This window comes from Blastococcus haudaquaticus (assembly GCF_900230285.1).
In the GTDB taxonomy this organism is placed as follows: Bacteria; Actinomycetota; Actinomycetes; order Mycobacteriales; family Geodermatophilaceae; genus Blastococcus_B; species Blastococcus_B haudaquaticus.
In genome coordinates this window covers 147,948-164,165 of the sequence record NZ_OCNK01000004.1, presented here as the reverse complement: position 1 = coordinate 164,165, position 16,218 = coordinate 147,948, and the positions used below count along the sequence as shown (strand labels likewise).

Annotated in this window: 14 protein-coding genes; 9 read left to right on the top strand and 5 right to left on the bottom strand. The window is 72.0% G+C overall.

The annotated features are described in order from the left end of the window. Positions 1–242: 242 nt before the first annotated feature. The 3 genes from CRP30_RS16920 (at position 243) to clpX (ending at position 3,122) form a co-directional block, all read left to right on the top strand. Complete coding sequence (locus tag CRP30_RS16920) at positions 243–878, top strand: ATP-dependent Clp protease proteolytic subunit (RefSeq protein WP_439647026.1); 636 nt, start codon at positions 243–245, stop codon at positions 876–878. Positions 879–898: 20 nt separating this feature from the next. Then, positions 899–1,528, top strand: coding sequence for an ATP-dependent Clp protease proteolytic subunit (locus CRP30_RS16915; RefSeq protein WP_097185175.1), 630 nt, complete (start codon positions 899–901; stop codon positions 1,526–1,528). 325 nt (positions 1,529–1,853) lie between these two features. Then, positions 1,854–3,122, top strand: a complete 1,269-nt coding sequence (gene clpX, locus CRP30_RS16910) for an ATP-dependent Clp protease ATP-binding subunit ClpX (RefSeq protein ID WP_097185174.1) — start codon at positions 1,854–1,856, stop codon at positions 3,120–3,122. Between the two features lie 83 nt (positions 3,123–3,205). On the opposite strand, the gene CRP30_RS16905 is transcribed toward clpX, so the two are convergent. The 3 genes from CRP30_RS16905 to valS all read right to left on the bottom strand — a co-directional run bounded on the left by CRP30_RS16905 (position 3,206) and on the right by valS (position 6,900). After that, positions 3,206–3,847, bottom strand: a complete 642-nt coding sequence (locus tag CRP30_RS16905; RefSeq protein WP_159961766.1) for an endonuclease domain-containing protein — start codon at positions 3,845–3,847, stop codon at positions 3,206–3,208. Beyond that, positions 3,805–4,152 carry a hypothetical protein gene (locus tag CRP30_RS22550; RefSeq protein ID WP_159961764.1) on the bottom strand — a complete coding sequence of 116 codons (348 nt, stop codon included), beginning with the start codon at positions 4,150–4,152 and terminating at the stop codon, positions 3,805–3,807. The genes CRP30_RS16905 and CRP30_RS22550 overlap by 43 nt, the downstream gene beginning before the upstream one ends. Before the next feature lie 153 nt (positions 4,153–4,305). After that, positions 4,306–6,900 (bottom strand): valine--tRNA ligase, encoded by a 2,595-nt coding sequence (gene valS, locus CRP30_RS16900; RefSeq protein ID WP_097185172.1) that lies wholly within the window; start codon positions 6,898–6,900, stop codon positions 4,306–4,308. Positions 6,901–7,011: 111 nt separating this feature from the next. Between valS and CRP30_RS16895 the strand changes: the two genes are divergently transcribed. Genes CRP30_RS16895 through ndk form a run of 3 tightly spaced genes read left to right on the top strand, consistent with a single transcriptional unit; the run spans position 7,012 to position 9,193 of the window. After that, positions 7,012–8,367: a bifunctional folylpolyglutamate synthase/dihydrofolate synthase gene (locus tag CRP30_RS16895; protein WP_097185367.1), complete on the top strand. Its 1,356-nt coding sequence runs from the start codon at positions 7,012–7,014 to the stop codon at positions 8,365–8,367. Next, entirely contained in the window at positions 8,364–8,771 is a 408-nt protein-coding gene (locus CRP30_RS16890) for a DUF4233 domain-containing protein (RefSeq protein WP_097185171.1), read from the top strand. The genes CRP30_RS16895 and CRP30_RS16890 overlap by 4 nt, the downstream gene beginning before the upstream one ends. Positions 8,772–8,782: 11 nt before the next feature. Further along, positions 8,783–9,193: a nucleoside-diphosphate kinase gene (gene ndk, locus CRP30_RS16885; RefSeq protein ID WP_097185170.1), complete on the top strand. Its 411-nt coding sequence runs from the start codon at positions 8,783–8,785 to the stop codon at positions 9,191–9,193. An 82-nt stretch (positions 9,194–9,275) separates the two neighbouring features. Here the strand turns inward: ndk and CRP30_RS16880 are convergent, their stop codons facing one another. Together CRP30_RS16880 and CRP30_RS16875 are read right to left on the bottom strand one after the other, a co-directional pair. Further along, complete coding sequence (locus tag CRP30_RS16880; RefSeq protein ID WP_097185169.1) at positions 9,276–9,782, bottom strand: hypothetical protein; 507 nt, start codon at positions 9,780–9,782, stop codon at positions 9,276–9,278. Beyond that, positions 9,779–10,045 (bottom strand): helix-turn-helix transcriptional regulator, encoded by a 267-nt coding sequence (locus CRP30_RS16875; RefSeq protein ID WP_097185168.1) that lies wholly within the window; start codon positions 10,043–10,045, stop codon positions 9,779–9,781. The genes CRP30_RS16880 and CRP30_RS16875 overlap by 4 nt, the downstream gene beginning before the upstream one ends. Positions 10,046–10,228: 183 nt before the next feature. Here CRP30_RS16875 and CRP30_RS16870 point away from each other — a divergent pair, with 183 nt between their 5' ends. The 3 genes from CRP30_RS16870 to CRP30_RS16860 all read left to right on the top strand — a co-directional run bounded on the left by CRP30_RS16870 (position 10,229) and on the right by CRP30_RS16860 (position 16,193). After that, positions 10,229–12,172 (top strand): TIGR03960 family B12-binding radical SAM protein, encoded by a 1,944-nt coding sequence (locus tag CRP30_RS16870; protein ID WP_097185366.1) that lies wholly within the window; start codon positions 10,229–10,231, stop codon positions 12,170–12,172. Beyond that, positions 12,172–12,933, top strand: coding sequence for a TIGR03936 family radical SAM-associated protein (locus tag CRP30_RS16865; protein WP_097185167.1), 762 nt, complete (start codon positions 12,172–12,174; stop codon positions 12,931–12,933). Before CRP30_RS16870 ends, CRP30_RS16865 begins: the two co-directional genes overlap by 1 nt. 296 nt (positions 12,934–13,229) lie before the next feature. Next, positions 13,230–16,193 (top strand): Rne/Rng family ribonuclease, encoded by a 2,964-nt coding sequence (locus tag CRP30_RS16860; protein ID WP_235003493.1) that lies wholly within the window; start codon positions 13,230–13,232, stop codon positions 16,191–16,193. Positions 16,194–16,218: the final 25 nt, after the last annotated feature.

The window sequence follows — 16,218 nt, the reverse complement described above, 5'->3', positions numbered from 1 at the left end:
GACGCCGTCCTGCCCACCCGGGCAGGGCGGCGTCGCGTGCGTTTCTGCGGCCTTTCGCTGCGCCGTCGGCGAACACTGCCCCGACGGGGACTTCGTGGTCGGGGGTCCGCGTTAGGGTCGACAGGACTCAGGCGATCGCCGGGGGGTACCGCCTCCCGGAGGGCCGTTCTGGCCTGCACCACCCAGCAATCCAGCCCACCGAGACCTAGAGCACGGCGAGTCCTACGGAGGTCACCGCACCCGTGAGCACCACCCACCCCCTCGCGAGCGCACCCATGATGCGCGGCGCCAGCGGAATGATGAACCTCGGCGACTCGGTCTACGAGCGGCTGCTGCGCGAGCGCATCATCTTCCTCGGCAGCCAGGTCGACGACGTCATCGCCAACCAGCTGGCCGCGCAGATGCTGCTGCTCTCCGCCGAGGACCCCAAGCAGGACATCCACCTGTACATCAACTCGCCCGGCGGCTCCGTCACCGCGGGCATGGCCATCTACGACACGATGCAGTTCATCGACTGCGACGTCGCCACCTACGGCATGGGCCTGGCCGCATCGATGGGCCAGTTCCTCCTGACGGCCGGCACGTCGGGCAAGCGCTACGCCCTGCCGCACGCGCGGATCCTGATGCACCAGCCGTCGGCCGGCGTCGGCGGGACGGCCTCGGACATCCAGATCCAGGCCGACCTGTTCCGGCGGACCAAGAAGGAGCTCAACGAGCTCCAGGCGCTGCACACCGGTCAGACGCCGGAGCAGATCGAGAAGGACTCCGACCGCGACCGCTGGTTCACGGCGCAGGAGGCCCTCGAGTACGGGTTCGTCGACCACGTGGTGAGCAAGGCCGCCATGACCGACAGCACCAACCCGGTCTCGGACAACTGACGGTTCGGAGGAACTGACCCATGAGCTTCGAGATGCCCTCCAGCCGGTACATCCTGCCCTCCTTCGTGGAGCGCACGAGCTACGGCATGAAGGAGTCCAACCCCTACAACAAGCTCTTCGAGGAGCGCATCATCTTCCTCGGGGTGCAGGTCGACGACGCCTCGGCCAACGACGTGATGGCCCAGCTGATCACGCTGGAGTCCGCCGACCCCGACCGTGACATCACGATCTACATCAACTCGCCCGGTGGCTCGTTCACGTCGCTGATGGCCATCTACGACACCATGATGTTCGTCCGTCCCGACATCCAGACGGTCTGCATGGGCCAGGCCGCCTCGGCGGCCGCCGTCCTGCTCGCGGCCGGGACGCCGGGGAAGCGCCTGGCCCTGCCGTACTCCCGCGTGCTGATCCACCAGCCCTCGGGCGAGTCCGGCGGTCAGGTCTCCGACCTGGAGATCCACGCGGCGGAGATCCAGCGGGTCCGCGTGCAGATGGAGGAGATCCTCGCCCGGCACACGGGTCAGACGATCGACCAGATCCGCACCGACATCGAGCGCGACAAGATCCTCACGGCCCAGGACGCGAAGGCCTACGGGATCGTCGACGAGGTCATCCAGAGCCGGAAGCTGAACGCGCTTCCCGCGGTCTGATCCGGTTCGGCACGGTTCGGGGGCGCGCGTGTCGCGCCCCCGGCCCGTACCGTCTCCGGGGTCGGGATCCGAGGGGCTCACGGGCCTCGCGGGGACAGATGTGGGACGGCGCCGGAACCGGGTGAGTCATTGCCCGGGGACGTCGGCAGTGGGGGTTACGGTCTGCGGACACCCGATCCCCTGGCACGAGAAGCCGGGAGGGCAGCCTCGCGGCAGGGCCGCGGAAGTCGGCCTCGAAACATGAGGCCGATCAGGGGCTGAGCAGTCAGAATCACTACGCAGGCTCCTGTTCCAGGACCGGCGATTCACAGGTGGAGGTCAGCAGGTGGCACGAATCGGTGAGAGCGGTGACCTGCTCAAGTGCTCCTTCTGCGGGAAGAGCCAGAAGCAGGTCAAGAAGCTCATCGCGGGCCCCGGGGTCTACATCTGCGACGAGTGCATCGATCTCTGCAACGAGATCATCGAGGAAGAGCTCTCCGAGTCCTCGGACCTGAAGTTCGACGAGCTGCCGAAGCCGAAGGAGATCCACGACTTCCTCGAGCAGTACGTCATCGGCCAGGACAAGGCCAAGCGCACGCTCTCGGTGGCCGTCTACAACCACTACAAGCGGATCCAGGCCGGCGGTGACCGTCGGGACGAGGGCGTGGAGCTCGCCAAGTCCAACATCCTGCTGATGGGCCCGACCGGGTGCGGCAAGACCCACCTGGCGCAGACCCTCGCGCGGATGCTGAACGTGCCCTTCGCGATCGCCGACGCCACGGCGCTGACCGAGGCGGGCTACGTCGGCGAGGACGTCGAGAACATCCTGCTGAAGCTGATCCAGGCCGCCGACTACGACGTCAAGCGGGCCGAGACCGGCATCATCTACATCGACGAGGTCGACAAGATCGCCCGCAAGAGCGAGAACCCGTCGATCACCCGCGACGTCTCGGGCGAGGGTGTCCAGCAGGCGCTGCTGAAGATCCTCGAGGGGACGACGGCGTCGGTTCCCCCGCAGGGCGGCCGCAAGCACCCGCACCAGGAGTTCATCCAGATCGACACGACGAACGTGCTGTTCATCGTGGGTGGCGCGTTCGCCGGCCTGGAGAAGGTCATCGAGCAGCGGACCAGCAAGCAGGGCATCGGCTTCGCCGCCGAGATCCGCGGCAAGGCCGAGATCGCCGAGGCCAACGCCTTCGCCGAGGTCATGCCCGAGGACCTGCTGAAGTTCGGGATGATCCCGGAGTTCATCGGCCGTCTCCCGGTCATCACCAGCGTGCAGAAGCTGGACCGCGAGGCGCTGATCAACATCCTCACCGAGCCGAAGAACGCCCTGGTGCGCCAGTACCGGAAGCTGTTCGAGCTCGACGGGGTCGACCTGGAGTTCACCGACGACGCCCTCGAGGCGATCGCCGACCAGGCCATCCTCCGTGGCACCGGCGCCCGCGGGCTCCGCGCGATCATGGAGGAGGTGCTCCAGTCGGTCATGTACGACATCCCCAGCCGCGAGGACGTCGCCTCCGTCGTCATCACCAAGGAGGTCGTCCTGGAGCACGTGAACCCGACGATCGTCCCGCGCAAGCCCACCCGCGAGCGCCGCGAGAAGTCCGCCTGACCTGAGCTGCCGCAACGGCCCGTTCCCGATCCGGGGGCGGGCCGTTCCGCGTTCGCGGTCAGTCCGGCTCCCAGCCATGTCCATCATCCGGACATTCCCGGCCGCAGTATGTCCGGTGACGGGACAGCGCTCAGGCGGTGCCGGTAGACGGCGGCAATCTGACGGCGGCAACCCTCGGGATCCCGCCTGATCCGGCGGTAGCTGAACCGCAGGACCAGCCAGCCCAGGGCGGCCAGTGCCGCGTCGCGACGGAGGTCCCGCTCGCGCGCCTGCCGGCTGCCGTGGAAGGCGGCGCCATCGAGCTCCACGCCGAGCTTCACCGCCGGCCACGCGGCGTCGAGGAAGACCGGCCCGTCCGGGAGCAGGACCCGGTGCTGCTGTCGAGGTGCCGGGAGGCCAGGGATCGACAGGACGTGCTGGACGGCGAAGAGCTCCAGTTCGCTCTGGCTGCCCGCCGCGATCAGCCGCAGCAGCTCGAGCAGCTCGGCGCGGCCAGGAAGATTGGGGCGCCGGGACAGCTCGGGAGCGAGCTCCACCGGCCGGACCCGCCGCTCACGGGTCGCGCGGAGCAGCGCGCCGCGGGCCACGCTGTCGAAACCGCGTACCGCTGCGGCGCGGTGGGCGTCCGCCCAGGTGTCGACGAGGGACCGCGCGATCGTCGTCGCGGGCAGCCCCCGCGCGATCACCAGAGCGGGTGGGCGGGGGAGCGGTGGACCCTGAGCCATCGCGACGTCCGCACCCGGCAGTCGCCGCCGACCGTGACGTCCAGCCGGGTCACCTCGTGGTCCACGACCCCGTGCACGGCCAGGGCGCTCATGTGGCTGAGGGGCCCGCCGGCGTATCCGGTGGCGGCGAACGCGCGCACGGTCCAGTCGTCCGCGAGCGCCGGCACCGTCACCCATCCCGGGTGCAGGCGCACCAGCTTCCCGGACGCCAGCCATCGACCGATCGTCCGAGGGGTCACCTGGGTCGACAACGCCGCCGTGGGCGCCGCTCGGGCCGGTCCGAGCAGTTCGAGGAGGTCATGCACCGGCACAGCCTCGGTCGCGACGCCCCGCTCAGGGGCGCATCCGCAGAAAGCTGTGGACAGCCGCCGGAGCGCTGTCCCTCAGCTGGACACTTCGGTAGGGAAGATGTCCGGCTGGGGGACAGTGCCTCCGGCGGGGGCCGAGTCGGGCGGGGGTCAGGCGTCGGGGACGGGGGCCAGGACGACGTCGACGGTGAGCGGGCCGCTGCCGGCCACCACCGAGAGCGTCGCGATGCGACCGGCGTCGGACAGGTCCGACCGCGCGGCCTCCACCAGCGCCACCTGCGCCTCCGGAGCGGTGACCGTCGCCGTCTCGACGTCGGCACGCATTGACTGCTTGGCGTCGGACTTCGCCTTGCGCACCCCGGCGAGCGCCTCCGCCGTCGCCGTCACCACGGCCGGGTTACCGCCGGCCGGCAGCTCGGACGCGACCGGCCACGGAGCGCGGTGCACCGAACCGGACTGCCACCACGACCAGACCTCCTCGGTCACGAACGGCAGCACCGGCGCGAACAGCCGCAGTTGCACCGCGAGCGCCAGGGCCAGCGTGGCCTGAGCCGACTCGGCCCCGGCGTCGGAGCGGTAGGCCCGCGACTTGACCAGCTCGACGTAGTCGTCGCAGAACGACCAGAAGAACGTCTCGGCGACCTCGAGGGCGCGGGTGTAGTTGTAGGCCTCCATCGCCGCCGTCGCCTCGTCCACGACGTCGGCCAGCCCGGCGAGCAGCCCCTGGTCGATCGGCTCGGTGATCCGGTCGGCGGCCGAGGCGAGGTCGACCGAGCCGGCGCCCAGGCCGAGGACGAACTTGCCGACGTTGAGGATCTTCATGGCCAGCCGGCGGCCGACCTTCATCTGCGTCTCGTCGAACGGCGAGTCGGCGCCCGGGCGGGCACCGGCGGCCCGCCAGCGGACGGCGTCCGTCCCGTACCGCTCCAGCACGTCGATCGGCGTCGTCGCGTTGCCCTTGGACTTCGACATCTTCTTGCGGTCGGGGTCGACGACGAACCCGGAGATGGTGGCGTGCGTCCACGGCACGGTGCCGTGCTCGAAGTGCGCGCGGACGACGGTGGAGAACAGCCAGGTCCGGATGATGTCGTGCGCCTGCGGGCGCTGGTCCATCGGGAAGACCTTGGCGAACAGCTCGGGGTCGGTGTCCCAGCCCGAGGACACCTGCGGCGACAGCGAGGACGTCGCCCAGGTGTCCATGACGTCGGGGTCGGCCATGAAGCCGCCGGGCTCGCCGCGCTGCGACTCGTCGAAGCCCTCCGGCACGTCGGACGACGGGTCGACCGGCAGCGACGCCTCGGGCGCGAGCAGCGGCGCCGAGTAGTCCGGCTCGCCCTCGTCGTCCAGCCGGTACCAGACCGGGAACGGGACCCCGAAGAAGCGCTGGCGGCTGATCAGCCAGTCACCGTTGAGCCCCTCGACCCAGTTGTCGTACCGGTGCCGCATGTGCTCGGGGACCCACTGGATCTCCTTGCCGCGGGCGACCAGGGCGTCGCGCAGCTCGGCGTCGCGGCCGCCGTTGCGGATGTACCACTGGCGCGTGGTGACGATCTCCAGCGGGCGCTCGCCCTTCTCGAAGAACTTCACCGGGTGGGTGATCGGCTTCGGGTCGCCCTCCAGGTCGCCGGACTCGCGCAGCAGCTCGACGATCCGCTGCTGGGCGCTGAACACGGTCTTGCCGGCCAGCTCGTCGTAGGGCGAGGCGCCCACGCCGGGCGGGGGGTCGGCCAGCAGCCGGCCGTCCCAGCCGACGATCGCCCGGGTCGGCAGCTGCAGCTCGCGCCACCAGGTGACGTCGTTGAGGTCGCCGAAGGTGCAGATCATCGCGATGCCCGAGCCCTTGTCGATCTCGGCGAGGCGGTGGGCCACGACCGGGACCTCGACGCCGAACAGCGGCGTCCGGACGGTCTTCCCGAACAACGGCTGGTAGCGCTCGTCGTCGGGGTGGGCGACCAGGGCGACGCAGGCCGGCAGCAGCTCGGGGCGGGTGGTCTCGATGTGGACCGGGCCGGTGGGGCCGGCGAAGGCGATCCGGTGATAGGCGCCCGGGCGCTCCCGGTCCTCGAGCTCGGCCTGGGCGACGGCGGTGCGGAAGGTGACGTCCCAGAGGGTCGGCGCCTCCTGCGCGTAGGCCTCACCCCGGGCCAGGTTGTTGAGGAACATCCGCTGGGCGGTCGCGCGGGAGGTCTCCGAGATCGTCCGGTAGACGTTCGACCAGTCGACCGAGAGCCCGACGCGGCGCCAGAGCTTCTCGAACTCGGCCTCGTCCTCCGCGGTGAGCTGCATGCACAGCTCGACGAAGTTGCGCCGGGAGATCGGCAGCTGGTCCTTCGACGGCTTCTCCGGCGGGGTGAACGACGGGTCGTAGGGCAGGGCCGGGTCGCACCGGACGCCGTAGTAGTTCTGCACCCGGCGCTCGGTCGGCAGGCCGTTGTCGTCCCAGCCCATCGGGTAGAAGACGTGCTTGCCGCGCATGCGCTGGTAGCGGGCGACGAAGTCCGTGTGCGTGTAGCTGAAGACGTGACCGACGTGCAGGGAGCCGCTCGCCGTGGGCGGTGGGGTGTCGATGGAGTAGATGCGCTCGCGCGGGGCCTCCATCGCGGCCGCGCGGTCGAAGGCGTACGTGTCGTCGGCGGCCCAGCGGGCGACCCACTTCTCCTCGAGCCCGTCGATCGACGGCTTCTCGGGAACGCCGACGGTGGCTCCCGGGGCAGAGGTGTCCGGGGTCGCGAAGTCGGGGGCCATGGGCCTCAGTCTAGGAACACGGCGGCCGGCGACGGCCCCGGGAGCACCGACGGCGAGGAGCGGAACGGGGCGCGGAGCCGGCCAGGGGTGATGGCTGGCATCCTGAGCAGGATGAGCAGCAGCAGTACCGGTGACATGGCCCGGGTGGAGAGGGAGCTGCTGGCCCGCTGGCCGGAGAGCCGGCTGGAGCCGTCGCTCACCCGCATCACGGCGCTCGTGGACCTCCTCGGGTCCCCCCACCGTGCGATGCCCGTCATCCAGGTCGCGGGCACCAACGGCAAGACGACGACCGCCCGGATGATCGACGAGCTCCTGCGCGGGTTCGGCCTGCGGGTCGGACGGTTCACCAGCCCGCACCTGGAGGAGATCAGGGAGCGGATCGTCCTGGACGGCGAACCGGTGAGCGCCGAGCGGTTCGTCGAGACCTACGACGACATCGCCCCCTACGTGCAGATGGTGGACGCCGCCGGCGAGCACCCGCTGAGCTTCTTCGAGGTGATGGTCGGGATGGCGTACGCGCTGTTCGCCGACACCCCGGTCGACGTCGCGGTCATCGAGGTCGGCATGGGTGGGAGCTGGGACGCGACCAACGTGGCCGACGCGCGGGTCGCCGTCGTCACGCCCGTGGCCCTGGACCACGCCGAGTACCTCGGTCCGGACGTCACGACGATCGCGGGGGAGAAGGCCGGGATCATCAAGGCCGACGCCATCGCGGTGCTCGCCCACCAGGAGCCGGGCGCGCTGGACTCCCTGGTCCGCCGCGCCGTCGAGGTCGAGGCCGTCGTCGCGCGGGAGGGCACCGAGTTCGGCGTCCTGGAGCGCCGGGTGGCCGTGGGCGGTCAGCAGGTCCGCCTGCAGGGTCTGGGCGGCGAGTACGAGGAGGTCTTCCTCCCGCTGTTCGGCGCCCACCAGGCGCAGAACGCCGTCACCGCCCTGGCCGCGGTCGAGGCGTTCCTCGGCGCGGGCGCCGCGACCGGACCGATCGAGCAGGAGACGGTGCGGGCGGCCTTCGCCGGCGTCCGCTCGCCGGGGCGGCTGGAGCGGGTGCGCACGTCGCCGACCGTCCTGGTCGACGCCGCCCACAACCCTGCGGGGATGGCCGCGACCGTCGACGCCCTCAAGGAGTCCTTCGACTTCACCCGGCTGGTCGGGGTGGTGGCCTGCGTGGCGGGCAAGGACGTCAGCGGCATCCTGGCCGCTCTCGAGGACGTCTGCGCCGAGCTCGTCGTGACCCAGAACGGCTCGCCGCGGGCCATGCCGGCCGACGAGCTGGGCGCCCTGGCGGTCGACGTCTTCGGCGCCGACCGGGTGAGCGTCTCGCCGCAGCTCGCCGAGGCGATCTCCGAGGCGATCGAGCTCGCGGAGGCGGGTCCGGACGACGCGCTCGGCGGGTCGGGCGTCCTCGTGACCGGCAGCGTCGTCACCGCCGGCGAGGCCCGCACGCTGCTCGCCCGGCGGGGCGCATGACGGCCCCGGACCCGGTCCGGGCAGGACGGGCGCTCGGCGGTGCGGCCGCGGGCATCCTGGTGCTCGAGGGCCTGGCCACGCTGTTCGTCCCGCGCGGCATCGCCCAGGACGGCGACGGGCTGGCCGGCGGGGAGCTCGCCTACCTGCTGACGCTGGCCGTCGTGCTCGTCCTGGCCGGCGGCATCCAGCGCCGCGAGCGGGGCGTGCTGATCGGGACGGCCCTGCAGATTCCGCTGCTCCTCACCGGCCTGCTGAACAGCGTGATGTGGTTCGTCGCCGGCGCGTTCGTGCTCATCTGGCTGTACCTGCTGCAGATCCGCAAGGAGTTGCTCGGCTCCCCGTTCGGGGCGCCCCGGGCAGCGGTTCCGGACGACGGTGACGGCGGAGCGGCGACCACCCCGTAGGCTGCCGCCCCGTGACTGAACGCACTCTCGTCCTGGTCAAGCCCGACGGCGTCGCCCGTGGTCTCGTGGGCGAGGTGATCACCCGGCTGGAGCGCAAGGGCCTGCGCCTGGTGGCCGCCGAGCTGCGCACCCTGACCCGCGAGGTCGCCGAGACCCACTACGCCGAGCACAGCGAGCGGCCCTTCTTCGCCGACCTCGTCGAGTTCATCACCGGTGGCCCGCTGGTGGCCCTGGTGGTCGAGGGGCCGCGCGCCATCGAGGCGTTCCGCGCGCTCGCCGGCGCCACCGACCCGGTGAAGGCTGCGCCCGGCACCATCCGGGGCGACTTCGCGCTCGAGGTGCAGAACAACATCGTGCACGGCTCGGACTCGCCCGAGTCCGCCGCGCGCGAGGTGAAGCTCTTCTTCCCCGACCTGGGCTGAAAGAGGGCCCCCTCGCCCCCCACCACTCGCACGCTCGTGGCGGGCCCCTACGAGGGGGCCGTCACGAGCGTGGGGTGACTCGTCACAGGTCGATGTCGGCGGGCTCCTCGGGCGAGGTCCAGGCCAGGTGCCAGTAGGTCAGCAGGCCGCCGGCGAACCACAGCAGGAAGCCGAGGCACAGCGCGAGCGCGACGTGCTCGGTGAGGGCGAGGACGGCGACCGCGCCCGTGAACGCCGCGAAGCCCAGGGCCGCGCTCGGCCAGCCCATGGCGCTGTGCGACTGCTCGCCGAGGCGTCGCTGGTGCTCGTCGAGCGACCGGCTGTCGCGGTCGAGGACGCCGCGGATGCCGAGGTTGAGGACCGAGTGCAGCGGGATGAACGCCACCATGCCGGCGGTCCAGGTCACGAAGAACCAGGTCGTCCACCCCTCGTCGGTGGACGCCGCGGCCAGGGTCGCGGCCACGAGCGCGACGAGGAGCGCCGCCTCGGCGATGACCGCGCGCCGGCGCACCCGCGGGTGCCGGGCCCACGCGTAGCGGCCGTCGTCGAAGGTGCGGGCGAGGTAGGTCCGGTCGGGGGAGATGCTCACGACGTCCTCCTGAGGATTTCCTGGCTGATCGAGGGCAGCGGGTCGAGCGAGAACACGGCTTCGACGGGCAGGCCGAAGAAGCGGGCGATCCGCAGCGCGAGCGCCAGCGACGGGCTGTACTCCCCGCGCTCCACGTAGCCGATCGTCTGGGGGTGCACCCCGACGGCGTCCGCGAGTTCCTTCCGGCTCACGCCGCGGTCGGCCCGGAGCACGGCGATGCGGTCGTGGACCTTGTCCGCGTCCGACTTCGGCTGTCGTCCCATGCGATGAACCGTAGCATTATTGCTATGGCCGGCACCATAGCTGTGCATCCGGCGCCAGGCCCGCGGATCGTCGAGTGAGCAGTTGAGGTCGCCGACACGCCGGGACACGCCGAAGCGGACGACCGCAACTGCTCACTCGCGCCCGGAGGGGGCCGGACCGGCGGCGGCTACCCTGAGGTGGTCATGACTGCTGAACTCCGCGCCTCCGCAGGCGAGTCGCTGTACCCCCGCCTCGAGCCCCTGCTGGCTCAGATCCAGAAGCCGATCCAGTACGTCGGCGGTGAACTGAACTCGCAGGTGAAGCCCTGGGAGGACGCCGCCGTCCACTGGGCGCTGATGTACCCCGACGCCTACGAGGTGGGGCTGCCCAACCAGGGGCTGATGATCCTGTACGAGGTGCTGAACGAGCGCCCGGACGCCCTGGCCGAGCGCACCTACTCCGTCTGGCCCGACCTCGCCGCCCTGATGCGCGAGAACGGCGTCCCGCAGTTCACCGTCGACGGCCACCGCTCCGTCAAGGACTTCGACCTCCTCGGCGTCAGCTTCGCCACCGAGCTCGGCTACACCAACCTCCTCGAGGCCCTCGACCTCGCCGGCGTCCCGATCCACGCCGTCGACCGCGACGAGAGCCACCCCGTCGTCGTCGCCGGCGGGCATGCGGCCTTCAACCCTGAGCCGGTCGCCGACTTCGTCGACTGCGCGGTCCTGGGTGACGGCGAGCAGGTCGTCGGCGACATCACCGACGTCGTGAAGGCATGGAAGGCGCAGGGGCGGCCCGGTGGCCGCGTCGAGCTGCTGGCCCGCCTGGCCCGCGTCGAGGGCGTCTACGTCCCCGGCTTCTACGCCGTCACCTACGGGGCCGACGGCGCCATCGCCGAGGTGCTCCGCCTGCGGGACGACGTCCCGGCGAAGGTCGCCAAGCGCACGGTCATGGACCTCGACGAGTGGCCGTACCCGAAGACGCCGATCGTGCCGCTCGCGGAATCGGTCCACGAGCGGATGAGCGTCGAGATCTTCCGGGGCTGCACCCGCGGCTGCCGGTTCTGCCAGGCCGGGATGATCACCCGCCCCGTGCGCGAGCGGACCATCACGGGCATCGGCTCCATGGTCGAGCAGGGCCTCAAGGCGACCGGTTACGAGGAGGTCGGGCTGCTCAGCCTGAGCTCCGCCGACCACTCCGAGATCGGCCAGCTCGCGAAGGAGCTCGCCGACCGCTACGAGGACTCCAAGGTCAGCCTCAGCCTGCCGTCCACCCGCGTCGACGCGTTCAACGTGACGCTGGCCAACGAGCTGTCCCGCAACGGACGGCGATCCGGGCTCACCTTCGCACCCGAGGGCGGGAGCGAGCGGATCCGCCGGGTGATCAACAAGACGGTGTCCAAGGAGGACCTCGTCCGCACGGTCACCACCGCGTACGCCAACGGCTGGACGCAGGTGAAGCTCTACTTCATGTGCGGGCTCCCGACGGAGACCGACGAGGACGTCCTCGAGATCGCCGAGCTCGCGGTGGAGGTCATCCGGGCCGGCCGTGAGGCCAGTGGCCGCAAGGACATCCGCTGCACCGTCTCCATCGGTGGCTTCGTGCCCAAGCCGCACACGCCGTTCCAGTGGGCGAGCCAGGCCAGCGCGGAGACCATCGACCACCGGTTGAGGGTGCTGCGCCAGGCGATCAACGCCGACCGCCGCATCGGCCGCTCCATCGGCCTGCGCTACCACGACGGCAAGCCCGGCGTGATCGAAGGACTGCTCTCCCGCGGCGACCGCCGCGTGGGCCGGGTCATCGAGCGGGTCTGGCGCGAGGGTGGCCGGTTCGACGGCTGGAGCGAGCACTTCTCCTTCGACCGCTGGACGCAGGCGGCCGCCGAGGAGCTGGCGCCGTACGGCGTCGACCTCGACTGGTACACCACCCGCGAGCGCACCGAGCACGAGATCCTCCCGTGGGACCACCTGGACTCCGGTCTGGACAAGGAGTGGCTCTGGGAGGACTGGCAGGAGGCCCTGTCGGAGGAGGAGGTCGCCGACTGCCGGTGGACCCCCTGCTACGACTGCGGCGTCTGCCCCACCATGGGCACGGAGATCCAGATCGGCCCGACCGGGCGCAGCCTGCTGCCGCTCACCGTCGTCTGATGGGCCGCCAGCCCGACGGGCCGCCCCCGCCGCCCACGGTCCAGAAGCTCCGCATCCGCTACGCCAAGCGCGGGCGGCTCCGCTTCGCCAGCCACCGCGACCTCGCCCGGACACTGGAGCGGGCGCTGCGCCGCGCCGGCGTGCCGATGGCGTTCTCGGCCGGCTTCAGCCCGCACCCGAAGATCTCCTACCTCGGTGCCGCCCCCACGGGTGCCGCCAGCGAGGCCGAGTACTGCGAGATCGGGGTGTCGGTGCGCTGCGACCCCGAGGCGGTCCGGGCGGGTCTGGACGCCTCGCTGCCGGAGGAGCTGGCGATCCTGGAGTGCGTGGAGGCGGGGGAGGGGACCGGCTCGCTGGCCGACCGGATCGACACCTCCGTCTGGCGGGTCGAGCTGCCGGGATTGTCCGTGGACGAGCTCCGCCCCGCGCTGGAGGAGTTCCTCGCGCGCGACGTCGTCACCGTCGCGAAGCGGACCAAGAACGGCCTGAAGGACATCGACGCACGCCCGTCGGTCGCCAGTGCGTCGGCGGGCGAGGGGGCCGGTTGTGCCATACTGCACATGGTCGTCCGGCAGGGAACGCCCGCCGTACGACCGGACGACGTGTTGGCCGCCCTGGCTGCCGTCGCCGACCTGCACCCGCCGTTGCCCCCCCGGGCCGTGCGTGAGGCGCAGGGCCGGCTCGACGACACCGGGACCGTGGCCGATCCGCTCGGTCCGGACCGCGCGGCGCGTCTCCTCCGGGAGCACGCAGCGATCTGACCGGTGGATCCCCGGGGCCCGCGCGACGTCGAGCGCCACGGCTGCCAGGCGTGACGCACCCCGATCCGGGCCAGCCGGCCCGGACCACGCAGACCCTCGCACCACCGCACGACCAGCACCACCCGCAGTGCGGCCACCGCCGCGGCAACCGCCGCGCGGCGGCCGACATCAGACTTCCGCAGGACGAGCCACACCCGCCGTACCCCGTGCGACGGCCCGTCCCGCCCAACCCGTGCTCCTGCGCGGCCGCCAGTCATCCGATCGGCGCCCGGGAGCACATGAGGAGACGAGCCCTCGTGGCCGATACCGACAGCACCAGCACCGAGACGACCGACGAGACCGCGACCGGGCCCGGCCCGGACGGCGAGGTCGCCGAGGCCCCCACCGTGTCCGAGGACTCCTCGGTCCCGGAGGACGCGGAGGAGGAGACGGACGAGGCCGTCGCCCCGGAGCCCGCCCCGGAGCCCGTCGCCGAGGAGCCCGTCGCCGAGCCGGAGCCCGAGCACGAGCTCCCGCGCTTCGCGACCGCCTTCAGCTCGCCCGAGCCGACCGCCGTCGTCGCCCGCCCGCGTCGGCGCGCGACCCGCTCGGTCATCGCCGCGGACCCCGATTCCGTCGAGGCGCCGGCACCCGCACCCGCACTCCCCGCGTTCGTCAGCTTCGTGGCCCCCAGCGAGGCCGACGCCCCGCCGCCCCCGCGGCGGCGCAGCCGCCGTCCCGTCGAGGCCGCCGAGCCCGAGGTCGCCGACGAGGTCACCCCGGACGAGGACGAGGCCGGGGTCGAGGCCGGTCCTACGCGGCCGCGCCGCAGCCGCTCCCGCCGCCGTCCGGTGGAGCAGGTGGACCCCGAGGACACCACGGACGACGTCGAGGACGACACCGACGCCGACACCGACGACACCGAGTCCGAGGACACCGAGGACCGCGACGAGGGCGGCACCGGCAGCCGGCGTCGCCGGCGTGGGCGCCGTGGCCGCGGCCGCGGCCGCACCGGTGAGGACGCGGGCGACGAGGACGCCGTCGAGGAGATCTCCGACGCGGAGTCCGACGACGAGGAGGACGCCGAGTCCACCGACGACGCCGGTGAGGCCGACTCCGACGAGGCCGAGGGCGGGTCGAGCACCCGCCGCCGTCGCCGTCGTCGTCGCCGCAGCGGGAGCGGCGGAGGGGGCGAGGCAGCCACCGAGGACGTCGACGACGACGACCGCCCGGAGCGCGCCGGCCGCAACGGCCGGCTCACCAGCGACGACGACGTGCGCGGGGTCGCCGGGTCCACCCGGCTCGAGGCCAAGCGCCAGCGCCGCCGGGACGGCCGGGACACCGGTCGCCGTCGCGCGCCGATCCTGACCGAGAGCGAGTTCCTCGCCCGCCGCGAGGCGGTCGACCGGAAGATGGTCATCCGCCAGCGGGGCGAGCGCACCCAGATCGCCGTCCTCGAGGACGACGTGCTCGTCGAGCACTACGTGACCCAGGCCCAGGCCACATCGTTCGCGGGGAACGTCTACCTCGGCCGCGTGCAGAACGTGCTGCCCTCCATGGAGGCGGCGTTCGTCGACATCGGCAAGGGACGCAACGCCGTCCTCTACGCCGGTGAGGTGAACTGGGACGCCGCCGGCCTGTCGGGCAAGCAGCGCTCCATCGAGACCGCGATGAAGTCCGGCGACAAGGTCCTCGTGCAGGTCACCAAGGACCCGATCGGCCACAAGGGCGCGCGGCTGACCCAGCAGATCAACCTGCCGGGCCGCTTCCTGGTGTTCGTGCCCGGCGGCTCGATGACCGGGATCAGCCGCAAGCTGCCGGACACCGAGCGCCAGCGCCTCAAGGACATCCTCAAGAAGATCGTGCCCGAGGACGCCGGCGTGATCATCCGGACCGCCGCGGAGGGCGCCTCCGAGGAGGAGCTCACCCGCGACGTCAACCGGCTGACCGCGCAGTGGGACGTCATCCAGAAGAAGGCCGAGTCGACGTCGAACGCGCCGACGCTGCTCTACGGCGAGCCCGACCTGGCGATCCGGGTCATCCGCGACGTCTTCAACGAGGACTTCAAGGACCTGGTCGTCCAGGGCGACGACGCCTGGGACACCGTGGAGGCCTACGTCGCGCACGTCTCCCCGGAGCTCACCGGACGGCTGTCCCGGTACACCGGCCAGGGCGACGTCTTCCACGACCTGCGCATCGACGAGCAGCTCGCCAAGGCCCTCGACCGCAAGGTGTGGCTGCCCTCGGGCGGCTCGCTGGTGATCGACCGCACCGAGGCCATGACCGTCGTCGACGTCAACACCGGCAAGTTCGTCGGCTCCGGCGGCAACCTCGAGCAGACCGTCACGCGCAACAACATGGAGGCGGCGGAGGAGATCGTCCGCCAGCTCCGGCTGCGCGACATCGGCGGCATCATCGTCATCGACTTCATCGACATGGTCCTCGAGAGCAACCGCGACCTCGTGCTGCGGCGGCTCACCGAGTGCCTGGGCCGCGACCGCACCAAGCACCAGGTCGCCGAGGTGACCTCGCTGGGCCTGGTCCAGATGACCCGCAAGCGCGTCGGGCAGGGCCTGCTCGAGGTGTTCTCCGAGCCGTGCGACCACTGCCGCGGCCGGGGCATCCTGGTCAGCACCGACCCGGTGGACGAGAAGCGCCGCAGCGGCGGGAACGCCGGCGGCGGCGGGAACGCCGGCGGCAACGGCGGCGGCGGGAACGCCGGCGGCAACGGGGGTGGCGGCAACGGCCGTCGCGACCGTTCCGGCGGGCGTGACACCGCGAAGGAGGCCACCGCCGAGGTCACCGAGACGACCGAGGAGCCGGCGTCGGAGGCTGCCGAGACGGACGCTTCCGAGGGCGGTCGCAGCGGCGGGCGCCGGAACCGCGGTCGGCGCAACCGGGGCCAGTCGGGGGAGGAGCGCGCCGCCGAGGACGCCGCCGTCCTGGCCGGCACCTCCGACGACGACGCTGCCGAGCCCGGCACCGACGAGGCCGAGGTCGCGCAGTTGCACGAGGAGCCGGTCACCGAGGAGGCGACCACCGCGGAGCCGCAGGATGTCGCCGGGGCTGTCTCCGAGGCGGAGCCCGTCGCGGACGCAGAACCGGCTCCGGTGGCCGAGGAGCTCGGCGTCGCGGAGCCGGCCGTGGCCGGACAGCCCGCGGAGACCCCGACCGTCGAGGACGCGCCCGTCCAGGAAGCGCCCGTCGCGGCGTCCGAGCCGGTGACGCGCCCGCGACGCCGCCGGGCGGCCAGCCGGCCGGCGGGCCCGCCCGTCTCCTAGTCGGGGACGGTCGGGACCGCGTTCG